The organism is Streptomyces sp. NBC_00019 (assembly GCF_045041015.1).
GTDB lineage: Bacteria > Actinomycetota > Actinomycetes > Streptomycetales > Streptomycetaceae > Streptomyces.
On record NZ_CP108302.1, the window covers coordinates 5,584,158 to 5,606,037 of the forward strand.

18 protein-coding genes, 1 tRNA gene and 1 pseudogene are annotated in these 21,880 nt (G+C 69.4%); 6 read left to right on the plus strand and 14 right to left on the minus strand.

Annotation, left to right across the window (positions count from 1 at the left end; all coding sequences use genetic code 11):
* Positions 1-371: 371 nt before the first annotated feature.
* From OHU89_RS26325 to OHU89_RS26370, 10 genes and pseudogenes are all read right to left on the minus strand, one after another.
* The gene (locus OHU89_RS26325) at positions 372-665 is read right to left on the minus strand and encodes a hypothetical protein (protein ID WP_405654659.1); all 294 of its coding nucleotides are present in this window, start codon (positions 663-665) and stop codon (positions 372-374) included.
* A 97-nt stretch (positions 666-762) separates the two neighbouring features.
* A complete protein-coding gene (locus tag OHU89_RS26330; RefSeq protein ID WP_405646332.1) occupies positions 763-2,274 on the minus strand; it encodes a DEAD/DEAH box helicase in 1,512 nt (503 codons plus the stop codon).
* Between the two features lie 244 nt (positions 2,275-2,518).
* Entirely contained in the window at positions 2,519-2,722 is a 204-nt protein-coding gene (locus OHU89_RS26335; RefSeq protein WP_004986771.1) for a cold-shock protein, read from the minus strand.
* Positions 2,723-3,101: 379 nt separating this feature from the next.
* On the minus strand, positions 3,102-3,569 hold the full coding sequence (locus OHU89_RS26340; protein WP_405646333.1) for a DUF5990 family protein: 468 nt from the start codon (positions 3,567-3,569) through the stop codon (positions 3,102-3,104).
* A 441-nt stretch (positions 3,570-4,010) separates the two neighbouring features.
* A pseudogene (gene tgmB, locus OHU89_RS26345) lies at positions 4,011-4,966 on the minus strand (ATP-grasp ribosomal peptide maturase).
* 14 nt (positions 4,967-4,980) lie between these two features.
* Positions 4,981-5,172 (minus strand): putative ATP-grasp-modified RiPP, encoded by a 192-nt coding sequence (gene tgmA, locus OHU89_RS26350; RefSeq protein WP_405646335.1) that lies wholly within the window; start codon positions 5,170-5,172, stop codon positions 4,981-4,983.
* Positions 5,173-5,437: 265 nt separating this feature from the next.
* On the minus strand, positions 5,438-6,217 hold the full coding sequence (locus tag OHU89_RS26355) for a hypothetical protein (RefSeq protein WP_405646337.1): 780 nt from the start codon (positions 6,215-6,217) through the stop codon (positions 5,438-5,440).
* Positions 6,210-6,965, minus strand: a complete 756-nt coding sequence (locus tag OHU89_RS26360) for an RNA polymerase sigma factor (RefSeq protein ID WP_405646339.1) — start codon at positions 6,963-6,965, stop codon at positions 6,210-6,212. Before OHU89_RS26360 ends, OHU89_RS26355 begins: the two co-directional genes overlap by 8 nt.
* A gap of 515 nt (positions 6,966-7,480) precedes the next feature.
* Positions 7,481-8,638, minus strand: a complete 1,158-nt coding sequence (locus OHU89_RS26365; RefSeq protein WP_405646341.1) for an LCP family protein — start codon at positions 8,636-8,638, stop codon at positions 7,481-7,483.
* Between the two features lie 16 nt (positions 8,639-8,654).
* Entirely contained in the window at positions 8,655-10,754 is a 2,100-nt protein-coding gene (locus OHU89_RS26370) for a bifunctional polysaccharide deacetylase/glycosyltransferase family 2 protein (RefSeq protein ID WP_405646343.1), read from the minus strand.
* Between the two features lie 525 nt (positions 10,755-11,279).
* On the opposite strand from OHU89_RS26370, the gene OHU89_RS26375 reads away from it, so the two are divergent.
* Both OHU89_RS26375 and OHU89_RS26380 read left to right on the plus strand, forming a co-directional pair.
* A complete protein-coding gene (locus OHU89_RS26375; protein WP_405646345.1) occupies positions 11,280-12,653 on the plus strand; it encodes a ferric reductase-like transmembrane domain-containing protein in 1,374 nt (457 codons plus the stop codon).
* Positions 12,654-12,700: 47 nt separating this feature from the next.
* The gene (locus tag OHU89_RS26380) at positions 12,701-13,306 is read left to right on the plus strand and encodes an FMN-binding protein (RefSeq protein WP_405646347.1); all 606 of its coding nucleotides are present in this window, start codon (positions 12,701-12,703) and stop codon (positions 13,304-13,306) included.
* Between the two features lie 406 nt (positions 13,307-13,712).
* Here the strand turns inward: OHU89_RS26380 and OHU89_RS26385 are convergent, their stop codons facing one another.
* The 3 genes from OHU89_RS26385 to OHU89_RS26395 are packed head-to-tail and all read right to left on the minus strand — an operon-like array spanning position 13,713 to position 17,778.
* Complete coding sequence (locus OHU89_RS26385) at positions 13,713-14,840, minus strand: ABC transporter ATP-binding protein (RefSeq protein WP_405646349.1); 1,128 nt, start codon at positions 14,838-14,840, stop codon at positions 13,713-13,715.
* Complete coding sequence (locus tag OHU89_RS26390) at positions 14,833-16,602, minus strand: ABC transporter permease (RefSeq protein WP_405646351.1); 1,770 nt, start codon at positions 16,600-16,602, stop codon at positions 14,833-14,835. The genes OHU89_RS26385 and OHU89_RS26390 overlap by 8 nt, the downstream gene beginning before the upstream one ends.
* A 33-nt stretch (positions 16,603-16,635) precedes the next feature.
* Positions 16,636-17,778: an ABC transporter substrate-binding protein gene (locus OHU89_RS26395; protein WP_405646353.1), complete on the minus strand. Its 1,143-nt coding sequence runs from the start codon at positions 17,776-17,778 to the stop codon at positions 16,636-16,638.
* Between the two features lie 284 nt (positions 17,779-18,062).
* Between OHU89_RS26395 and OHU89_RS26400 the strand changes: the two genes are divergently transcribed.
* The 4 genes from OHU89_RS26400 (at position 18,063) to OHU89_RS26415 (ending at position 21,336) form a co-directional block, all read left to right on the plus strand.
* A complete protein-coding gene (locus OHU89_RS26400) occupies positions 18,063-19,724 on the plus strand; it encodes an ATP-binding protein (RefSeq protein ID WP_405646355.1) in 1,662 nt (553 codons plus the stop codon).
* Positions 19,721-20,410: a response regulator gene (locus tag OHU89_RS26405; protein ID WP_405646357.1), complete on the plus strand. Its 690-nt coding sequence runs from the start codon at positions 19,721-19,723 to the stop codon at positions 20,408-20,410. The genes OHU89_RS26400 and OHU89_RS26405 overlap by 4 nt, the downstream gene beginning before the upstream one ends.
* Before the next feature lie 297 nt (positions 20,411-20,707).
* Entirely contained in the window at positions 20,708-20,929 is a 222-nt protein-coding gene (locus OHU89_RS26410) for a type II toxin-antitoxin system VapB family antitoxin (RefSeq protein WP_031120842.1), read from the plus strand.
* A complete protein-coding gene (locus OHU89_RS26415) occupies positions 20,926-21,336 on the plus strand; it encodes a PIN domain-containing protein (RefSeq protein ID WP_405646358.1) in 411 nt (136 codons plus the stop codon). The genes OHU89_RS26410 and OHU89_RS26415 overlap by 4 nt, the downstream gene beginning before the upstream one ends.
* Positions 21,337-21,695: 359 nt before the next feature.
* On the opposite strand, the gene OHU89_RS26420 is transcribed toward OHU89_RS26415, so the two are convergent.
* Positions 21,696-21,766 (minus strand) — tRNA-Gly (locus OHU89_RS26420).
* Positions 21,767-21,880 lie beyond the last annotated feature (114 nt).

A 21,880-nucleotide genomic window follows, 5' to 3' on the forward strand; every position in this document is an offset into this window, starting at 1 on the left:
TTCCAATCCGGGGTCTTGCGGTACCCGGCCGAGTGCTCCTCGGGCCGGGCGATCCTGATGGCGTCCGTCCTCCGTCCTTCCTCTGTACCAACCTCTTGGCCTGCGAACTTCAGGTACTGCAACCCCGGCAGTTCGTGTCTGCCGGGTATCGCTGGACCGTGCTCGATGAGAAAAAGGCTAACCGTGTCGGAGCTCAATGTCTACTCTGACAAGAACAGATTTCGCCTTCTTGGGGGAACAGATAGCTTTGATCTGTCACTAAGGGTGATGTGACCCTCCCCGCAGGGGCGAAGAACGGACGGCGCCGGACAGCAGTGAGGGCCCTGCCGACGTGTGTCGGCAGGGCCCTCACCGGGATCCTGAAGGTGGTTCTAGCCGAGTCGAGCCAGGGCCCGGCCGTGCTCCGCGACGACGGTGCGCCGGGGAACGGGCGAGATGAACGCTCCGCCGAGGACGTCCCGCAGACGGATCCGGTCCGTGTACGTGGAACTGTCACGGTGAACGGCGAGTTCGGCCCGGGTGACCGAGCCCGTGCACTGGTCGTCCCCGTCGACCAGGAGGAGGAACTCGACACGGGCACCGGCCATGACGGACAGCGCGACCTCGACGGTCATGTCGTCCCGGACCCGGGGGCCGGACGTGTCCATGGCGTCGACCACGGCCATCGGGGCCAGGTCCGCGTGCTGTCGTTGTGTCCGAACCGGTGTCAAAGGTGCCTCCTCGGAGATGGGGAGCTTCTGGACGATGCTTCGGGCCGCGGGGTCAGGCCGCGGAGTCGAGGGCGGGCCGCTGCGCACGGCGCCGCCCCGCTCCTCCGCCGGCGCGTCCGCGACCGGAGCGGTCCTGACGGCCTCGGGACGAGGGGGCCCCGGAGGACCCGGCGCGGCGGGGACGGTCCACGACCGGTGCCTTGATGACGACCGGGACACCGGAAGGGGCCTGGGCGCCGGTGATCCGCGTCAGTTCCGCCTCACCGGACCGTACGGAGGCGATCTGCGGGGTGATGCCGGCCGAGGCCATCAACCGGGTCATGCCACGGCGCTGGCCGGGAGTCACGAGGGTGACGACGCTGCCGGACTCGCCGGCACGGGCGGTACGGCCGCCGCGGTGCAGGTAGTCCTTGGGATCGGTGGGCGGATCCACGTTGACGACCAGGTCGAGGTTGTCGACGTGGATGCCGCGGGCCGCGACGTTGGTCGCCACCAGCACCGTCACATGCCCGGTCTTGAACTGGGCGAGGGTCCGGGTGCGCTGGGGCTGGGACTTGCCACCGTGCAGGGCCGCGGCGCGGACGCCGCTGTTCAGCAGGTGCTGGGTCAGCCGGTCCACGGCGTGCTTGGTGTCCAGGAACATGAGCACCCGGCCGTCGCGCGCCGCGATCTCGGTGGTCGTGCGGTGCTTGTCCGACTCAGGCACGTGGAGCACGTGGTGCTCCATCGTGGTGACCGCACCCGCCGACGGGTCGACGGAATGGACCACCGGGTCGGACAGGTACTGGCGGACCAGCCGGTCGACGTTGCGGTCCAGGGTGGCCGAGAAGAGCATCCGCTGCCCCTCGGGGCGCACCTGGTCGAGCAGGGCGGTGACCTGGGGCATGAAGCCCATGTCGGCCATCTGGTCGGCCTCGTCGAGGACGGTGATGTCGACGTCGTCCAGTCGGCAGTCGCCACGGTCGATGAGGTCCTTGAGCCGTCCCGGTGTCGCGACGACGATCTCCACCCCGGCCCGCAGCGCGCGCATCTGCTTGCTCATCGGCAGGCCACCGACCACGGTGGTCAGCCGGAGCTTCACGGAGCGGGCGTACGGGGTGAGCGCGTCGGTCACCTGCTGGGCGAGCTCGCGGGTGGGGACGAGGACCAGGGCGAGCGGCTGCCCCGGTTCCGCGCGCCGGCCCGCAGTACGGGCCAGCACCGCGAGGCCGAAAGCGAGGGTCTTGCCCGACCCGGTACGGCCGCGGCCGAGCACGTCACGGCCGGCGAGGGAGTTCGGGAGCGTCGCGCCCTGGATGGGGAACGGCACGGTCATGCCCTCGCGTCCGAGCGCGGCCAGCAAGGGCGTCGGCAGGGCGAGGTCGGAGAACGACTCGACCGCGGGCAGCGCGGGAGTGATCGTCACCGGGAGCGCGAACTCGCCCTGGAGTGCGGCCGGTCGGCGCCCGTTGCCGTTGGAACGCCGCGGAGCACCCGAGCGCTGGGCGGCAGAGCTCCAGGAGGTGCGGGCCGGGCGGTCGGTGCGAGTGGTGCGGGCAGTGCGGGCGGTGCGTGCGCGGTTCAAGCGGAACCTTTCCTCGATGTGAGCACGTAGGCACGTAGCAAGGAGTTTCCGCAGCAAAAGGAACGGCGCAGATAATCACGAGAACGGCCCGGTGATGATGAGCGCCGAATCGGATCGACGGGGGAATGCGTCACCGTTCGGTGATGCGATGGAGCCTTCCCGTCACGCGCTCTGAAATGCAGCGAGCTGGGGCCCGCACCCCAAGGTGCGGGCCCCAGCTGCGAAAGATGCGTTGCTGCCGGTGTCAGGCGGGAACGATGTTCTCGGCCGTCGGGCCCTTCTGGCCCTGCGCGATGTCGAATGACACCTTCTGACCTTCCAGCAGCTCGCGGAAGCCCTGGGCGGCAATGTTGGAGTAGTGGGCGAAGACGTCGGCGCCGCCGCCGTCCTGCTCGATGAAGCCGAAGCCCTTTTCCGCGTTGAACCACTTCACGGTGCCAGTAGCCATGTCATTTCTCCTTCGGAGACGATTTCCGGAATTCACCCTGTGTGGATTCCGCGTCGCCCGTGCTGATTAGCCCGTCGGAAAATGAACCCTCTGGCAACCACACCTGCAACTGAGAACGACATTAGCATGCCGCGATCGGCCCTGTGCGGTCCGTAATTCCACCGAGGTTGACGGTCGAGGAATACTCGCAGTGCACCGCACTCATTTCTTACTTCACGGATACAGATATTGGCCCGCGCGGATGGGCTGTTTTCTGACGAACGTTTCCGGCCGCAGCGCCATGACCTCCGGCGATGTGCCGTGTGCCGCTGCCGACGCCCTCGCCGGAGGGGACACCGGCGGACGTGCCGAGGCCCGGCCGACGCAATGAATGTCACATCTACCCGGCGTGTGCCGCGGTCCAGGTGATCCGTGGGGGCTCGACCCGTGCGCACAGCGGCCCGCCCTGCGCGTCGGTCAGTCCGAGCCGCCCGACCAGCAGCCCGCCGCGCGCGGCGGCGGCGAGCGTGTCGGCGGGGATGACGTCGAGCATGAGCTTGGCGCGGCGGAACATCGTGAACGTGCCCGACTCGTCGACCGTGCCCCATGACAGATAGATGAACCGCCGCCCCAGACGGTTCTGCACGTAGGGACCCTTGACCTCGGTACCGGCCGGCGAGGCGCTCGCGGTGCACTCCAGGGTCCACGTCGCCGACGGCGCGTCCCCGGGCTGCGGCTCGAGGAGCTCGGCCGGCCGGTCGCGGCGTTGCACGGCGACATGGACGTTGTCGTAGGTGGTCACCGCGCCGTCGACAGGGGCGGGGTGGGTGAGGCCGGGCAGGTCGATGGCGTCGATGCGGATGCGCATGGCCGCCATCATCCGGCATCGGGGGTTTCGGTGAATGTGGCGGGCGACGGCGTCATCTGAAGCGGCGACGGCGTAAGCGGCGGCCAAGCGCCCGCTCCCGCAAAGGGGTTGCGCTGAGCGTTCCGGCGACGCGAAAGCCCCAGGCCGTCGGCCTGGGGCTTTGAGAAGAGCGGGTGACGAGAATCGAACTCGCACTCTCAGCTTGGGAAGCGACGGCACTTGCGTGGCCACATGGTGCTGACCTGCACGTATGTCGTTGTGTCGGCGTGCGGGGGCGGCGCTGACGCACCGCTGTTGACCGTGCTTGTCCGGTCTTACGGGCACGGATTGGGCACGGCCTCGGCTCGTGTCGTTCTGCGGCGCTTTCGAGTGAGGCGAGGTGCACCGGACTCCGGCCGCGGCCGGCGGCGTGCGATGGCCGCCGCTTGTCGGGTGGCTGCCTCACCATTGGCCCTGCGGAACACGACGGTCCGCCTTGTGCTGTGACAGCCATAGGGCGACCGCCTCCGAGATCGGCTGCCCGGTCTCCAGTTCGACGAACCCGAACTGGCCGCCTTGGTTGCACTCGAGGAACCACCAGACACCCTCCTCATCCTCGGCGAAGTCGAAGGCGGCATACGCCAGGCCGGCAAGGGTGACGTACTCGTACACCGATCTGCCGACGCGTTCAGGAACCGGGACCACGTCCCAGGCGTGCTCCGTGTCGCCGTAGCGCCCATCGACCTGGCCGGGTTCGGCCGCCTTCCGCGCGGCGAACAGCCGGGTGCCGACACAGGTCAGACGAATGTCGGCACGCTTGGGCACGTACCGCTGCAGCAGCGCGGGACCGGCCGCGACGCCGGAGAAGTCCGCGTCCGGGCCGACCAGGGTGGTGGGCAGAGCCAGGGCGGGGTCACCGGGCGGCGGCCCAGAGGCAGACTTCACCACTACGTTCCTGTGCTCGTCGGCGAACTGCCGTGCCAACCGCGGGGAGGTGGTGATGACAGTCGGCGGTACGGCGAAGCTGCTGAGTGAGCGGCCTTCAACTGCCATGGCTTCAGTCGGGCTCGGTCCGCGTCGAGCGGGTGGTTCATCCATCGCGCAGAGGCGGAGTAGAGCATTCCGAACAGCGCCTGACGGGTCTCGGCGGTCAGCCACGCCGATGGGTGGGGCGCGTGCGCGGCCGGTTCGCCGGGCCTGCGCACCCATACGGAGCGCAGGCCTGCCGTGCTGAGCACATGGCCGTTCACCGACAGGTGGCCCTCGAAGTCACCATGGGCGTAGTCCGCGGACACCGCGGCCTTGCCCGGCAGGTCGGCCGGGTCCAGCCGCATCACGGGTACCCCCGTCTCATGCAGTTTGGCGACCACCATGTCGGCGGTGACGTCCTCCTCGGACGTGAGGATCAGTACGGTCATCCGTTCACTGGCCGTCAGTCGTCGAAGTGAGTCTGGGAACCGGCGGTGGACGTCGTCGTACCGGCCGCCAGGAGCAGGTCCGGGTCACTTACGGCCGGGCGTCCGTCGGGAAGCACGTTCAGTTGAAGCGACTCGTCGAATCGGTAGGGCGTCACCACGGTCGGAACCGCCCTGGAGAGGGCGTAGTTGAGGGTGAACGGTCGCACTCGAAACCTCCGGGATTCGTCACTTCTGCCGCGTCCGGGGAAGGTCATCACATCTCCGCCACCTCTCTTGCCACATGTGCACCACTGACACCAGAGCACTCGATAGCACTCAACTTCCCCATGACCTACAGATCGAAATGGACGCTGCAAACGTCACAGAAACATGCCTCGTACCTGGTGGGCGGGACCATGACGCGGACACCATGACGGGCGAACGCGACCGGCACCCCCGAACGGCGATCGGCCCGGCCGATGGTTGCGGGTGCTACTCGTCCTTTCCGCCGCTCGTCTGGCCGTTGCCGGCCGCATTGCCCGCGCCGCCGGAGCCGTTGCCGGGATCCCCGTTGCCCGACGTGCCGGTGTTGCCCGCCGTTCCCGTGCCGGCGTCTGCAGTCCCCTTGTCGGGGTTGCCCGTGTCGCCGGACCTGCTGGGCACGGCTGTCGCCCGCGCGAGTTGTTCGGAGCAGTACGCGGCGACCTTGCCCTCGCCGCCCGAGGCCGCGACGAGTCGCTGCCAGGCCGTCGCGTCGAGCGCCTTGCCGCGCTTCTTCGCCTGTTCGTAGGCGCGGCAGTGGGCCTCGATGTCCTGGGCGGTGGCTGGACCGTTCGCCGTTCCGAGGCCATCGGAGGACGCTGTCGAGGTCTCACCGCCCGGCGGGAGCGGGGCGACAACCGGGGGGTGCGCAGTCCTCCGGCCGCCGCCGTCCGCGGACGAGCCGACCGAACCAATGGCCGCGACCGCGACACCGCCCAGGGCGAGACTGGCGAACACGGCGCCGAACGTCGCCTTCACAGGGCGCCCGGCACGCCGCTCGGCGGGCAGCCGCCAGTCGTCCCGGCGCCGGGTACGCGCCCGGTGCAGGCCCGTGCCGCGGGCGTCCCGGAAGGCGGCCGCCGCCCGCTGCTCGGCTTCGGGGCCGAGATCGCTCGCTCGCAGGACGGCGGCCAGCACCGTCTCCAGCGCGACGTCGTGACGTACGCCCCCCGGGCCGGACACGGCATCGCCAGGGCCCGCAACTCCGTTGCCGCTCAGCCGTTCACCCATGTCCGCTTCCGTTCCTGTCCGACAGGTTCGATTCATACGGCGTGCCGGTCCCTCGGGCCGGTCCGCCGGTCCGCTGCCGCCGTAGTCGTTCATTCCGACTCCCCAGCGTCCGGGAAGCCTCATCCGTCACGCTCCCTCCCCCCTCGCTCTCGACGCCCAGCTGGCGGGCGAGGCGTTTCAGACCTCGGTGGGCGGCCGTGCGCACCGCTCCCGGGCGCTTGCCGAGGACGCGTGCGGCAGCGGGACCGTCCAGGCCGACGACGACCCGCAGGAGCACGGCCTCGGCCTGGTCCTGCGGCAGTCCGCGGACCAGTTCGAGGGCCCGCTCGGTGGAGAGGGATTCCAGGGCTTGTTCATGGGTGCTGTGCGGGCCGGGCAGGTTGAGTATGTCCTGTTCGTTCGCCCCTGGCCGGGGCCGCACACGCTGGCGGCGCAGATGGTCCACTGCCCGGTGTCGGGCGATCGTCGCCGTCCAGCCGCGGAAACCGGCCCCGTCTCCCTTGAACCGTCCGAGGTTGCGGGCGATCTCCAGCCAGGCGTCGGAGGCCACGTCCTCCGCGTCCTCGCCGACGATTCCGCGCAGATAGCCGAGCAGGCCCGGCTGCATGATCCGATAGGCGACCGCGAAAGAGTTCTCGTCCCCGTCCTGGGCCCGCGCGACGGCCGCACCCAGTTCCCCGTCGTACGGCCGTGCCTGGCGGGGTTGCCGTTCCTTGCCCAAGACTGTCCTCGTTCGCACCGGGTTCATTGCGAGTTTCGCGCTGTCCGAGGCGCCCCAATGGCATCGACGGCCCCATGGTGACAAGCGTGCGCTCTCACCGAAGTGTCACAACGCATCAGGAGTCCTTCACGTCGTCGCCGGCGCCCCGTCGCCCGGGCGGCGAAGACACGAAGGCCGTCGACCGCGCCCAAGGCACGGGCTGCGTCCGCACGTTGAGCCGGTACGCCGAGGCCGGGCGGCGTGACGGCTTATCGACGCCAGGCGCATCCGGCGCTCGGCCGGCGTGCTCCGCCGTGGCCGCGCACCGGCCTCCGGGTGATGTTTCGCGCCGGCCGAGCGTTGTGTGAGTCATAGGCCACGCCCGACCGGCCAACGGCGGCCGCACGAACGGACGTCGCCCACCCGACCACTGCCCAAACCTCTCTCCGCGCCGCCCTTGACTCCCCCCGGGAGCGACATGGAGAGGGACGGGGCCGGCCGGGGCTCCGGCCACGCACGGGGCCCCGGCCGCTCTGCACGTTCTTCGGACCGACAGCGGACAGTCAGCCTTTCCCCTCGAAGCTCACCGGCCGGTCGCTCCTCAGCTCGGTGAAGAGCTGGTGCGCCTTCACCACGTCCCATTTCAGGGCGCTGCCCTTCGACGTGCTGAATCCGAGGCCGGCCAGGGGGACGGTGAGCTGCCTGCCGTCGCCGGACGAGACCCTCCGCATCGCCTGGAACAGCGAGACGAGGGTGCGCGGTTGCATGTCCTTGTCCACCACGAGGGTGTCCAGCACCGAGCCCAGCAGGGGATAGGCCCGGAACGGATTGAGCGCGGTGCCCGGGGTGGCCGCCTTGTGGGCCAGCGAGGCGAGGAACTTCTGCTGGTTCCTGCTGCGCCCCAGGTCGCCATCGGCCTCCTGGTGCCGCTGGCGGACGAACGCGAGCGCCTGGGAGCCGTCCAGGGTGTGGCAGCCCTTCGTCAAGTCGAGACCGGACTTCTCGTCCTCGATGTTCCGGTCCACGCACATGTCCACGCCGCCGACGGCGTTCACGACACCGACGAAGCCGCCGAAGCCGATCTCCGCGTAGTGGTCGACGCGCATACCCGTGTTGAGCTCGATGGTCCGCACCAGCAGCCGGGCACCGCCCAGCGAGTAGGCCGCGTTCAGCTTGTCCTTCGCCGGGCGGTGCCGCTTGCCGGTGTCGGGGTCGAGGTACGACGGGAGGGTCACCCACGAGTCGCGGGGCAGACTCACCATCGTGGTGCCGTGGGCGCCGGTGTGCAGGAGCATCATCGAGTCGGTGCGGCTGCCGCCGCCACCGCCTGCGTGCAGATCCTTCCGGTCCTGCTCGGACAGGCCGTCGCGGCTGTCGGAGCCCACGATGAGGTACGTGGTTCCCTTCCCCTGCGGCGGACGGTCCCCGACCTTGCCGAGGTCGACGGCCCGGTCGAGCTCGAAGTCGGCCCAGGCGTACGTGCCGCCGCCGGCGAGCATCAGCGCGCACACGAGGAGCGCCAGCAGACGGGCGATCCGCCGCCGCCGGCTGGGGCGTACCCAGGGGGGCCGCGTGCTGCGGGTGTGACCACCGCCGGGTCGCACCGCCTGCGGGCCAGGGACGGGTTGCTCGTACGGCCGTGTCTGTTCCGTCTGTGCGACGACGTGTCCCGTGATCACTCGGTGCGCCTGTGTCTCCCCGTTCCTGTTCCAGTCACTCATGGGCTCCACCCCCTGATCACCTCGACGACAACTCCCGTGCGGCGACCGGCTGTCTCAGTTGCTCGGTGGCGGCCGTACCCGCACGCTGCATGCGGTGCCACTTCAGCCGGGTTCCGCCCAGGAGGGCGAAGACGGACTGGATGACGACCAGATACATCAGCTGCCGGTAGACGAAGAGCTGGAACGGCATCGACCACAGGGTCCGCAGCCTCTCCCCGTCGAGCCTCAGCGCGTAACCGGCACAGAACAGTTGGATGACGAGGAAGGCCAGCCATATCCCCAGCGACTGCCCGGCATCGCTGAAGAGCACCCCGTACAGCGCGAACAGGTCGATGACCGGGGCGATCAGCGGCAGGCACACCTGGAACAGCGTCAGATACGTCAGACCGCGGCGGGCGAAGCGTCCGGCCGTGCCCACTTCCAGGAGGGCTCCGCGGTGCTTCCACATCGCCTGGATCGTTCCGTAGCACCAGCGGTAGCGCTGCCGCCACAACTGCCGCAGCGAGGTGGGTACTTCGGTCCAGGCGACGGCCGACTCCTCGTAGACCACCCGCCAGCCGGCCCGCCACAGGGCCATTGTGAGGTCGGTGTCCTCGGCGAGGGTGTCCTCGCTGACCCCGCCGACACCCATCAGCGCGTCCCGGCGAAAGGCGCCGATGGCTCCAGGAACTGTCGGCATGCACTCCAGCACCTCGAACATCCGCCGGTCGAGGTTGAAGCCGAAGACGTACTCCAGGTGCTGCCATCTGCCGAGCAGCCCGCGCCGGTTGCCCACCTTGGTGTTGCCGCTGACGGCTCCGACGGCCGGGTGCGCGAGGGGCTGGATGAGCCGGTACAGGGCGTCGGGCTCGAAGACGGTGTCGGCGTCGACCATCACGACGACGTCGTACGAGGCTTGCGCCAGGCCGGTGTTGAGCGCGGCAGCCTTGCCCGAGTTGGGCTGCCGGATCACCCGCACCCGGGGGTCGTCGATCCACGTCGCGAGATCCGCCGTCTGATCCGTCGATCCGTCGTCGATCACGATGACCTCGAGGTACGGGTGCGTGGACGCGAGCAGGGAACGGACCGTGGACTCGATGCCGGCTTCTTCGTTGTACGCCGGTACGAGCACCGTCACGGGTGCGTCGACCTCCCGAAGCCGGGGCGCGCCGGGGCGGTAGCGGGTCAGGCGCCGCACATGGGCACGCGCGAAGGCGGTCAGCAGCACAAGCCGCAGCACGCCCAGCACGCCGAGCCCGAACAACACCCAGGTCATGGCGTGCGTGAACGCGTGACCGGCGGTCGTGGTCCAGATCAACGCCCTGCCCTGCCACCGTTCGACGGCCGACACCCGGGTGTCGGCCGAGGGCATGCCGAGCGCGTCCGTGACGGTGGTGAACCGGTCGGCGTGCCGGTTGCCGAGCAGGTCCTTCGCCTCCTGGTACGCCAGGTCCGTCTGGCTGAACTGGCGGACCATGCCGTGTGCCGGATCACGGTCGGGCCGGTCCGCGGCGACCAGCACATAGCCGTCCGCCGCGGCGTGCCGGGCCGCCGTCCACTCGGCGCCGCACAGCGTGTCCACCTGGGTGGTCAGCGGCATCCGCAGCAGGCTCGTGCGGATGCCCGCCGAGCCGGCGAGGGTCTTCTGGGTGAGCGTCAGCTCCATCGCGGTGCGCACGCGCGACGAGGAACCGAGGTCGGCCCCCGTGTACGTGTTCGAGCCGATCTCGTGGCCCTCGTCGAGGATCCGCCGGACCAGCTCCGGATGGCGGGCCGCCTGCGCACCGAACAGGAAGAAGGTCGCGTGCGCATGATGCTTGCGCAGCAGGTCGAGGAGGCGCGGGGTCCATACGGGGTCGGGCCCGCCGTCGAAGGTGAGCGCGACGGTACGTGCCGGCACGGACGAGGACTCGACGTCGTCCCCGCTGATGCGACGCAGGACCGGACCGCTCTCGTCCACGGCCTTGGGCACGGGCCTGGTGCAGGGAAGCCGCGACTTGGCGGCGTCGACCTCCTGGATGGTCCAGCCCTCGAAGAGCAGGGCGGCGAACACGACGGTCAGGGTCAGGGCCAGCAGCCGCCAGTGACCGCGGGGCTCGCGGGAACGGGCGTGCCTGCGTCGTGCCGAACGGCTCACACCACGCTCCCCGGAGTGACGTTAATCACGGCTGAACCGGGGCCTGTCCGGCGGGTGTCGGGGGCGACTGCGGGCGCTCCGGGCCCGCTGCGGACCGGTGAGAGGAGTGCGGATCCGAGACTGCGCTCAGCGGTGGGGGACGCCGGCCCGACGAGGCGGACCGCGACGAATGCGGCAGTGGTCCACGCACTCTCCACAGGGGTGTTGAAAGCGTTGGCACCCGATGAAGGGGCATGTATTTTCTGCTGATTTGTCTTCGGTCCGAGTTGTTGCATGGGCGGCGAGTGTAGCCACGCGTTGTACCGCCGGAGTGTCCGAAAGGGGCGGGCGGCTCCCGCGTCACGGAGACGGTGACGCTCAGGCCTGCCGATGCGCTGGACTAGGTGGATAGGGGGAAGTGGGCCCGCGAACGCCGCTTCCCGGAGTGGGTCTCCTGGAGCGCGCGCCCCGTCTTCACCGGCGGGTTTCGGCCATCCAGCCGCTGTACGGTGCCAGGGCACGAGGCAAGTAAAGGGAAGTACGTCCTTGACGACCATCCAGCACAGCCGGGCGGGACGACGCCAGGCCACGCGCCGGATCCGACCCCGGCGTTCGCCTGCGGCACCCCTGCTGGTGCTCTCCTGGACGGGTGCGGCCGCCGTGCTGTGGCTGTGGTGGCACAACACCCCCGCCGTCGCCGCGAGCACCGCCGAACGGATGGTCAACGCGGGCCGGATCACCGGACTGCTCGCCGGTTATGCGATCGCCCTGGTGATCGCGCAGATGGCGCGCGTCCCGGCCCTCGAACGCCGGGTCGGGTCCGACCGCGTGGCCGGCTGGCACGCGAGAACCGGCCGCTATGCGCTGTGCCTGACCGTCGCCCACGTCGTGCTGATCCTTTACGGATACGCGCTGCAGTCGGACACCGGCATCGTGGCGCAGACGGTCTCCGTCGTCACCGACTACCCGAAGATGATCAAGGCGACCGTGGGCACGCTGTTCCTGCTCCTCGTCGGCTTCGTGTCCGCCGGCGCCGTACGCCGCCGTATGCGCTACGAACTCTGGTACTACCTGCACCTGCTCACCTACGCCGCGGTCTACCTCGCCTTCTGGCACCAGCTCGCCACGGGCGACGAGTTCGCCGCCAACGCCGCCGCCCGTGCGGCCTGGTACGCCCTCTATGCCACGGTCGGCGCCCTGGTCCTCTGGTACCGCGTGCTCACCCCGGTGCGGCTCAACCTCCTGCACCGCATGCGGGTCGAGTCGGTCGTGCAGGAGGCTCCGGAGGTGGTCTCCGTACTGATCCGGGGCCGGCGGCTGCACCGTCTGGGCGCCGAGGCGGGCCAGTTCTTCCGCTGGCGGTTCCTCACCAGGGGACTGCGGTGGAGCGCCAACCCGTACTCACTCTCGGCACCGCCTCGCCCCGACCTGCTGCGGATCACCGTCAAGGCAGCCGGCGGGCACAGCGCGGCGCTGGCCGGGCTGAGGGTGGGCACGCGCGTGTGGGCGGAAGGGCCGTACGGTGCGATGACGGCCGCCCGCCGCAGTCGCGGCAAGGTGCTCCTGCTCGCGGGCGGAGCGGGTATCACACCGCTGAGGGTGCTGTTCGAGACGCTGCCCGGCGCACCGGGAGACCTGACCCTGCTCTACCGGGCCCGCACGGCTGAGGAACTGGCACTGCGGGACGAACTGGAGGCGATCGCGGACGAACGTGGAGCGCGGTTGCTGTACGCGGTCAACAGCCCGGAGGGACGACGACCCGCTGTCACCGCGAAGATGCTGCGCGGGATCCTGCCGGACATCGCCCGTCACGACGTCTACCTGTGCGGGCCGCCGGGACTGGCCGAGGAGTCGTACGACGCACTCCGCGAGGCCGGTGTCCCGCGTCGCCGCATCCACCACGAGTCCTTCGAGTTCTGAGGCGCTGCCCCTGTGACACCCACTCCTTCTGATCCGCTGGGACTCCCGTGAGGAAGAAGCACCCCCTTCGCCACGCCCTGCTGGCCACTGTCGGCACCGTCTCGGGCATCGTGCTGCTGCTCGCGCTCAAGCCGACCACGGACCCGTCGCTCGCGCAGGCGGGCGACCCCACGCCCGGGATCACGGCGGTGGCCTCAGCGTCCCCTTCCGTGTCGGTGTCCCCGTCCGTGTCGGCCTCGCCGCCGAAGGCGCCCAGGAAAAAGGACGCCCGGCCCTCATCCACCACGAGCGCGTCGCGGTCACGCCCGGCGTCGACCACCCCGGCGAAGACCAGCAGCGCCCCCTCCGCCCCGAAGACCACTTCGGCCGCGCCCACCACCCGCTCCGTCACCGGCGCCACGGCGCAGACGAAGTACGGTCCGGTCCAGGTAAGGATCACCCTCACCGGCAGCAGGATCACCGGGGCGACCGCCGTCCAGTCTCCCGACGAGACGGGGCGGAGCAAGGACATCTCCTCCACGGCCGTCCCCCAGCTCAACCGGGAGACCCTTGAGGCACAGAGCGCGGACATCGACACGGTGTCCGGCGCCACGTACACCAGCGCGGGTTACCAGCAATCCCTGCAGAGCGCCCTGGACCGGGCCGGCGTCTGAGCCTGCATGGCACGCCGGAACGAATCCGGCACCCGACCACTGATCACAGCGGTCCTGTCGGCGGGGTGGTGTACCGGATACCGGTTCCGTGAAGTGCTGCCGGACGATGTTGCGGGCGCAAACAATTGGTGCAGATCTGGCAGGACAACGCCCCCCTCAACCAGCCCGACGCCACCACGTTCTACGGCGGGGGACCACCGCGGCTACACCGACTACCCCACCCTCACCGACTGAAGCTCGCACGGGCTCCCAGGTATGGCCCAGAAGGCACACAGAGCGTGGAGCAGAGCGGCTGTTCAGCGTGCCCCGCGGAGGACCTGGGGTCCGGTGAAGGCCCCGGTGGCGCCCCGACCCGAACGCGGGTCGGGGCGCCGTCTCCGGGCCGGTCGGCCGGGGTTCGCGTTCCTCACGGACTGACCGTCAGCAAGTCGCGCTGTTCCTCGGGGAGTTCGACCTTGTCCGCGTACAGGAGGGCATGGGCGGGCTCGAAGACGAGGGACACTTCCCCGGAGAGTCCGACATGGCCGCTGAGGACCTGGACGACCTGGTCGCCGAGGCGGACGTCGTACTCGTAGCGGGAACCGACGTAGGAGCTGGTGAGGACCTGGGTCGTCAGACGGTTGGTGCCGGACGCCGTACCGGACTGCGGGACGACCTCGAGGCGCTCCGGACGGATCGCCACCGTGACGGACTGGCCGCCCCCGAGGCGCTCGTCGCTGTCGACCTGCACCACGTCGGCGCTGCAGTCGAGGAGGATCCGGTGCCGTCTGCCCTCCTGTCCGATCACCCGGCCGGTGAGGAAGTTGCAGCGGCCGACGAAGGCGGCGACCGCCGGGGCGGCCGGGCGCTCGTAGATCTCGTGCGGCGTGCCGATCTGGATCATGTTGCCGCCCTCCATGACCGCGATCCGGTCGCTGAGGGCGAGAGCCTCCTCCTGGTCGTGGGTGACGTAGACGGTGGTGATGCCCAGCTCCTCCTGCAGGCGCTTGAGCCACGCCCGGGCCTGCTCACGGAGCTTGGCGTCGAGGTTGGACAGCGGCTCGTCGAGGAGGAGGACCGTGGGGGAGTAGACCAGGGCGCGGGCGAGCGCGACGCGCTGCTGCTGGCCGCCGGAGAGCTGGTGCGGGTAGCGGCCGCTGAGCTCGGCGAGGCCGACCTTGTCGAGGGCGTCGTGGATGAGGGTCTTCTGCTTGTCCTTGGGGACCTTGCGGATGTTCAGGGGCAGCGCCAGGTTCTTCGCGATGGTCATGTGCGGCCACAGCGCGTACGACTGGAACACCATGCCGAGGTTGCGCTCCTCGGGGGGCAGGAAGACACCGGCCGCCGCGTCGACGAAGGGCCGGCCGCCCACGGTGATGGAGCCCTCGGTGGGCTGTTCGAGGCCGGCTATGCAGTTGAGCGTCGTGGACTTGCCGCAGCCGCTGGCTCCCAGGAGGGTGAAGAACTCACCGTCCTCGATGGTGAAGGTGACGTCACGCAGGACGGAGTTGTCCCCGAACGTCTTGGCCAGGTTCTTCACGGTCACCTCAGGCATCGTGCTTTCCCTTCATGAGCAGACCTGCGAGTGCGACGAAGACCGCGGTGATGGCGATCTGGAGGGTTGCCAGAGCGGCGACGGACCCGGCCCGGCCCTGGGTCCAGAGCCGCAGCATGGTCGTTCCCAGGATGTTGTTGTCCGCGGAGCTGATGAACACCGCGGGGGAGTACTCCTTGAGCATGATCACGAACGTGAGGATCAGCGCCCCGGCGAAGGCCGGGGTGACGAGCGCCCGCAGGACGCGGAGGAACGTCATCACCCAGTCGGCGCCGGAGACCCGGGCCGCGTTGTCCAGCTCGCCGCCGATCTGCATGATCGCCGGGGCGACCGAGCCGAACGCGCTGGGCAGGGCGCGTATGCCGAAGGCGATGATGACGGCGTAGATCGTGCCCTGCAGCACCGAGCCGATGCCGAACGGGGCGAGGGCGAGCGCCCAGAAGAATCCGATGCCGACGATGATGCCCGGCATCGACTGCGGGATCAGCGCGAGGTACTCCACGGCCCGGCCGAAGCGGAAGGTGGAGCGGCGGGCGACCATGACCGAGACCACCGCGAGCGTGCTGACCGTCACCGCGCCGACCCCGGACACGATCAGGCTGTTCCACAGGGACTGTACGTAGTTGTCGGACTCGAAGACCATCGCGTAGTTCTGCGTGGTGACCGTCTTCAGCGGCGACTGGAGCGGGGTGAAGATCAGCGTGAACGAGCGGAAGACCAGGCCGGCGATCGGGATCAGGGCCCCGGCGATGAGGTAGCACCAGATGAACACGATGCTCACCCACTTCAGCCAGCCCAGGTCGAGCTTGTGGGGGCGGGTCGCCTTGCCGCGCACGGACACGAACCGGGCGGCGTTCTTCAGCAGCTTCGCCTGCACCACGACCAGGCTGAGCGCGATCAGCAGGATGAGCGTGGAGGCGGCGCCCAGGACCGTGTAGTCGGGATTCACCGAGGTCAGGCCGTTGTGGTACAGGAACGTCGAGAACACGTCGATGTTCACCGGCTGGCCGTACAGCAGCGGCACACTCAGGGTCTCCAGCGAGACGGAGAACACCAGGATGGCGCTGTAGACGATCGGCGGGCGCAGCAGCGGTACGACCACCTGCGCCAGGATCCGCAGCGGTCCCGCACCGCACACCTGGGCCGCCGACTCCAGGGACGCGTCCGACTGACGCAGGGCGTTGGCGCAGAACACGTAGGCGATCGGGGCGAGCGCCACGGCCTCCGTCAGGGCCATCCCGGGGATCGAGTACAGGTTCCACGGCACGCCGCCGAAGACCTGCTGGAACTTGATGGAGACGAACCCGGCGGGCCCGTACATGATGATCCAGCCGAAGCCCAGGATCAGCGAGGAGATGAAGAACGGCCACTGCATCGCCAGCGCGATCAGCCGGCCGCCCGGCAGCTTCGTACGGACCACCACGACCGCCATCGGGATCGCGATGACCAGGCTCAGCAGCGTGGTCATCGCGGCGAACAGCAGCGTGTTGAGGGCGACTTCGCCGAAGCCCGCGTCGGTGAAGAGCCGGGCGTAGCCGCTGAGGGTGAAGGCGCCGCCCGCTTCGTAGAGCGGGCGGTTGCGCACGCTCTGGTAGAGGGTCGGGACGATCGGAGCCAGCACCAGGACCGCGAGGAACGCGAGTACCGCGTACTGGACGGCCTGGTCACGTCCGATGCCGAGGGGGCGGCGGTAGCGCGGCGGCTTGAACGTTTCCGCATGTTCGTCGGCCACTGTGCCGGGCGGTTGGGTCAGGGTTGACATGTGCTCTGGCTCCGATCGTCGCGTCAGGGGTGCCTACTTCTTGGCGAGTCCGTTGAAGCGGTCGAGCCAGGCTTCGGCGTCGTTCTTGCTGACGGCGGTGTACTCGACGGGGATGATGTGGTCTTCGCCGACCGCGTCGACGACCTCCTGGTAGGTGTGCAGGCCCTGCCCCTGGACGCCCTTGCGGTACGACGACAGGCCGCCCTCGGCGACAGCGCGCTGGCCCTCCTGCGACAGCGCGAAGTCCAGGAACAGCTTCGAGGTGGCCGGGTGCGGGGCCTCGGCGGCGATGCCGATGCCGCGCGGCAGGACGACGGTGCCGTCCTTCGGGAAGACGATCTTCACCAGGCCCGCGCTGTCCTCGACGACCGGGTACGCGGGGGAGGCGCTGATCAGGAAGCCGGCCGTGTACTCACCGGCGACGATCTTCTCCAGCTGCGTGCCGGAGGAGGTCTCCGGACGGGCCAGCGGAAGCATGGTCCCCAGGGCGTCCCACGCCCCGGAGTTGCCCTCGGTGAGGGCGTGGGTGACGGTGAAGCCGAACGAGCCCTCGGGGTCACGGACGGTGACCTTGTTCTTGAACTTGCCCTCGTCGGCCTTCATGATCGCGGCCAGGTCGGCGATGCCGGTCGGCGCCTTCTCCATCAGCGAGGTGTTGTACGCGATCGTCATCGGGTCCTTGGACATCGCGTAGACGCTGGGCAGCAGCTCCGCGGACTCGCCGAGCTCGGAGAGCTCCGGGGACTTGTACTCCAGCACCGTGTCCTTGCGCCCGGAGAAGTCCGCCCAGGCGGTCGCCGCGCTGGAGATCATCACGTCCGCCGGGGACGAGCCGGCCGCGTTCTCCGAGAGGACCTTCTGGAACAGCTCGTCGCTGTCCAGTTCGTTGATGTCCACGGTCTTGATGAAGCCGTACTTCTTCTTGAAGTCCCGGACGATGGGCGCCATGTTGTCGTCGCCGAGGTTGGAGTAGACGGTGATCTTCCCGCCCTCCTTCTTGGCCGCCTCGATCAGGGCGTCGTAGTCCTTGGGGTAGTAGGCCGGCACCTCGCCCTTGCTGATCTTGTTCTCCGCCGCCTTGGGTGCGTCACTGCCGCCGCCCCCGCAGGCGGTCAGCGCGCCGCCGAGCGTGAGCGCCAGAACGAGTGCGATCGCGGAGCGGTGGTTTCTGGCCATGGTTCTCCTCCTAGTGCATGCCCGTCGGCATCTGTTGCCGGGAGGCTAGGAGTGACCGCAGCCACACCGGGAGTCTTGTGGGCGCAACCCCCTCTTGTGCTCACAAGCCCTGTTCTGCTCGTTGTGCCGACGCCCGGGATGACGCTGTGACGACGAAAACACGCCATAGGTCTGGGCAGCAGCCTCTCTGGCGCTTACCTTGCGTTCACAACCACGTCAATCGGATGAATCAGTTCACGAGACGGCGGGTGACGTCGGGTGACCAGGGAAGATGAGGTGGGCAGGTGCGGATTCCGCGGCCCCGGCGTGTCTTCGCCCAGGTGCTGGCCGTGCAGCTGGCCATCACTACCGGGGTGACGATTCTCGCCACCGGCCTGTTCCTCGCCCCGTTCGGCTCCCAGCTCGACGACCAGGCGATGCGCCGGGCGCTCGCCATCGCCCAGACCGCCGCCGAGCCGGACGTCGCGCGCGATCTGGTCGCCACCGAGCCGAGTGCGTCGGGGCCGGTGCAACACGAGGCCGAACGCATACGCCGGGCCACCAGGGCGCTGTACGTCGTCGTGATGGACACCCACGGCGTGCGCTGGTCGCACACCAACCCGGCCGAGATCGGCTACCACGTCTCCACGGATCCCGGTCGCGTGCTCGCCGGCCACGAGGTCATGGAGATCGACACCGGAACGCTCGGCCGCTCCGCCCGCGCCAAAGTGCCGCTGCGCGACGACCGGGGCGACATCGTGGGGGCGGTCTCGGTCGGCATCGCCTACGGCAGCGTGCGCGATCAGCTGTTCGGTGCGGTTCCCGGAATGATGCTGTACGCGGGCGCCGCGCTCGCCGTCGGTGTCCTGGCCGCGCTCCTGGTCTCCCGCAGTGTGCGCCGCCGCACCCACGGCGTCGCCTTCGCCGACATCTCCGCCCTCCTCGACGAGCGCGAGGCCATGCTGCACGGTGTCCGGGAGGGTGTCGTCGCCTGCGACCGGCGCGGTCGGATCCGCCTGGTCAACGACGAGGCCAGGAGACTGCTGACGCTCGACGCGGACGCCACCGGCCACACCCCGGACGAGGCCCTGCCCCGGGGCCGAACGGCGGACGTACTGGCCGGACGCGTCGACGGAGCCGACCTGCTGACCGTCAGCGGCGGCCGGGTACTGGTCGCCAACCGCATGCCGACCCGGGACGGCGGGACGGTGGTGACGCTGCGCGACCGCACCGAACTGGAACTCCTCGGCCGCGAACTGGACAGCACGCAAGGGCTGCTGGACGCGCTGCGCGCTCAGGGCCACGAACACGCCAACCGCCTGCACACCATCCTCGGGCTGATCGAGATCGGCCGCCACGACCGGGCCGCACAGCTCATCGCGGGCGTCGCCCACACCCACCGGTCCTCCGCCGAGCAGATCGCCGAGCGGGTACGGGACCCGCTGCTGTCGGCGCTGCTGGTCGGCAAGTCCGCCGTCGCCGCCGAACGCGGCGTACCCCTGCGCCTGTCCCCCGCCACGCTGCTGGCCGAGCGGGTGGTCGACCCGCGGGACCTGGTCACCGTCCTGGGCAACCTCATCGACAACGCGGTGGACGCGGTGGCCGGGCACCGACCCTCCGGCCCGTTCATCGAGGTGGAGCTGCGGGCCGAAGACACCACCGCTGTCCTGCGCGTGGCCGACAACGGGCCGGGCGTACCGCCCGAGATGCGCGAGCAGGTGTTCACCGAGGGCTGGTCCACCAAACCCCCGGACCACCGCCCGCACGGCCGAGGCATCGGCCTGGCCCTGGTCAGGCGACTCGCCGAGCGCTACGGCGGTACGGCCCGGGTCGCCGCCCGCGCCGACGGAGGCGCTGTCTTCACCGTTGTCCTGCCCGAAGCGCTCGCCCTCGACGACATGGCCGACGACACCGCTGACGACAACGCCCCCGTGGTCGAGCTCGCCGCCTCAGGAGAGTCCCGATGATCGATGTCCTCGTCGTGGACGACGACTTCCACGTCGCCGAGATCAACGCCACGTACGTCACCCAGGTACCCGGCTTCCGGGTCGCCGCCCGCGCTCACACCGCCGCCCACGCCCTGGCCACCCTCGAGCGCACCCACATCGACCTCGTCCTCCTCGATCACTACCTCCCCGACGAGACCGGGCTGACCCTGGTGCGCCGCATGCGCCAGCTCGGCCACCATGCCGACGTCATCATGGTGACGGCGGCCAGCGACATCGTCACCGTCCAGGCCGCCATGCGGTACGGAGCCCTCCAGTACCTCGTCAAACCCTTCGCCTTCGCTGCCCTGCGCACCAAACTCGACAGCTACACCACCCTCCGCCACGCCCTCGAGGACGTCGGCGGACGAGGCCGGGCGGGCCAGGACCAGGTGGACCAGATCTTCAGCGCCCTGAGATCCACCGCCGACCCTCACTCCACCCTCCCCAAGGGCTACTCCACTCCCACCATCGACGTCATTCGCCGCGCCCTGGACCAGGCAGGACAGCCCCTCTCCGCCCACGAAGTCGCCGAACGCACCGGCATCAGCCGGTCCACCGCCCAGCGCTACCTCAAGTACCTCGAACGTGCCGGACGCATCGGCCTCACCCTCAAGTACGGCGAGACCGGCCGCCCCGAACACCGATACGTATGGGTCGCGGACTGACACGGACGGCGGATACGGGGGCGGAACGGCACTCGCTTCAGGCCCCTCCGGGCCGCGCATGCGCGACGAGAGCGATGACTCGCCGCTCACCGACCTCCACCTGCCCGGACGGTGTGCTCGCCTTGCTTGCCTCGATCGGGTTGACGCCCATGAGCTCTCTTCGCGACGACGGTGGATGCGGAGAAGGGGATCCAGGGCACCGACGAGATCGGTTACATCGGCCTGACGGCATTTGCGCGTCGATGTTGGTGACATATTCTCTTATGTACATTGCCAACATCGTGTAGGAGGTGCCACATGTCTGTGACGCAGATCGACATCGATGACGACGCCCTCGAACGCGCCATGGCTCTGGCCAAGGTCAGGACCAAGAAGGAGGCGGTCAATCTCGCGTTGAACTTCTACGCCGAGCAGCAGGAGCGTGCGGCGCGCATCAGCCGTCATTTCGAGCGTGCGCGTGAATGGGGTGCTGTCGAGGACGCCGAGCGCCTGCACCGGGCGGAGAAGAACAGCCGGTGATCTACCTGCTCGACACCTCCGGCCTGGTCCGCCTCCTCCGCGATCAGAAACTCCAAGTGGCCTGGTACGACGCGATCGACGCCGGGGCCATCGCGTCCTGCTACGTGCAACGCGCCGAGTTCCTCCACAGTGCGCGGAACGGACGCGAGCATGGCGAGATCGTGGAGATGTTCACCGACCTGTACCCCGACGTGTCGGTGCCGAAGAACGCGGGACGCTGGATCGGCGCGGTGCAGAACCGTATGGCCCGGGCCGGGGAGCACCGCAGCGCATCGGCGGTCGACCTGGTCATCGCCGCCACGGCGGCCCACCACGGCCTCGCCGTCCTCCACGACGACGCCGACTACCGCGCCATCGCCCGGCACGCATCCGACCTGACCGAGCACAACATCCACGACATCGTCTGAGTCGTTTCCGCCGAGCCTGCGTGCCGCCCGGTCCGTTCGTGGCCACCATGGCGCGTCAGTTGAAGTACTGCCTCTTGGACATGAGTTGGGCGACCGGCAATGCTGCGGCGTCCGCAAACGCCGTCCGCTCTCCCGAGGGGACGGGCAGGCTGAGGGCTTACGGGCACGACCGATGCGGATGCCACAGCGGAATGGCAGGTCAGATGCGCCTTTTGGCGCCGGTAGCGACGAGCCTGCCACGGCCACCGGGAACTCGTGCCCTCCACGTGCCCTGTCTTTCATGCACCTGCAGGCCAGATCCTGCGGAAAATCCCCGCCAATGCACAAGCCCCAGGCCACTGACCTGGGGCTACGAAAAGAGCGGGTGACGAGAATCGAACTCGCACTCTCAGCTTGGGAAGCTGATGTTCTACCACTAAACTACACCCGCGTAAGACGCCGGTTGAGACCGGTGTCGGAACGCTCTGTCACTCTACCTCATGCCAGACCCCCGGCGCCGGAGCCGCGGGGTCTGAGTGCGTTTCAGGGGAGCGATGGGGCTGCG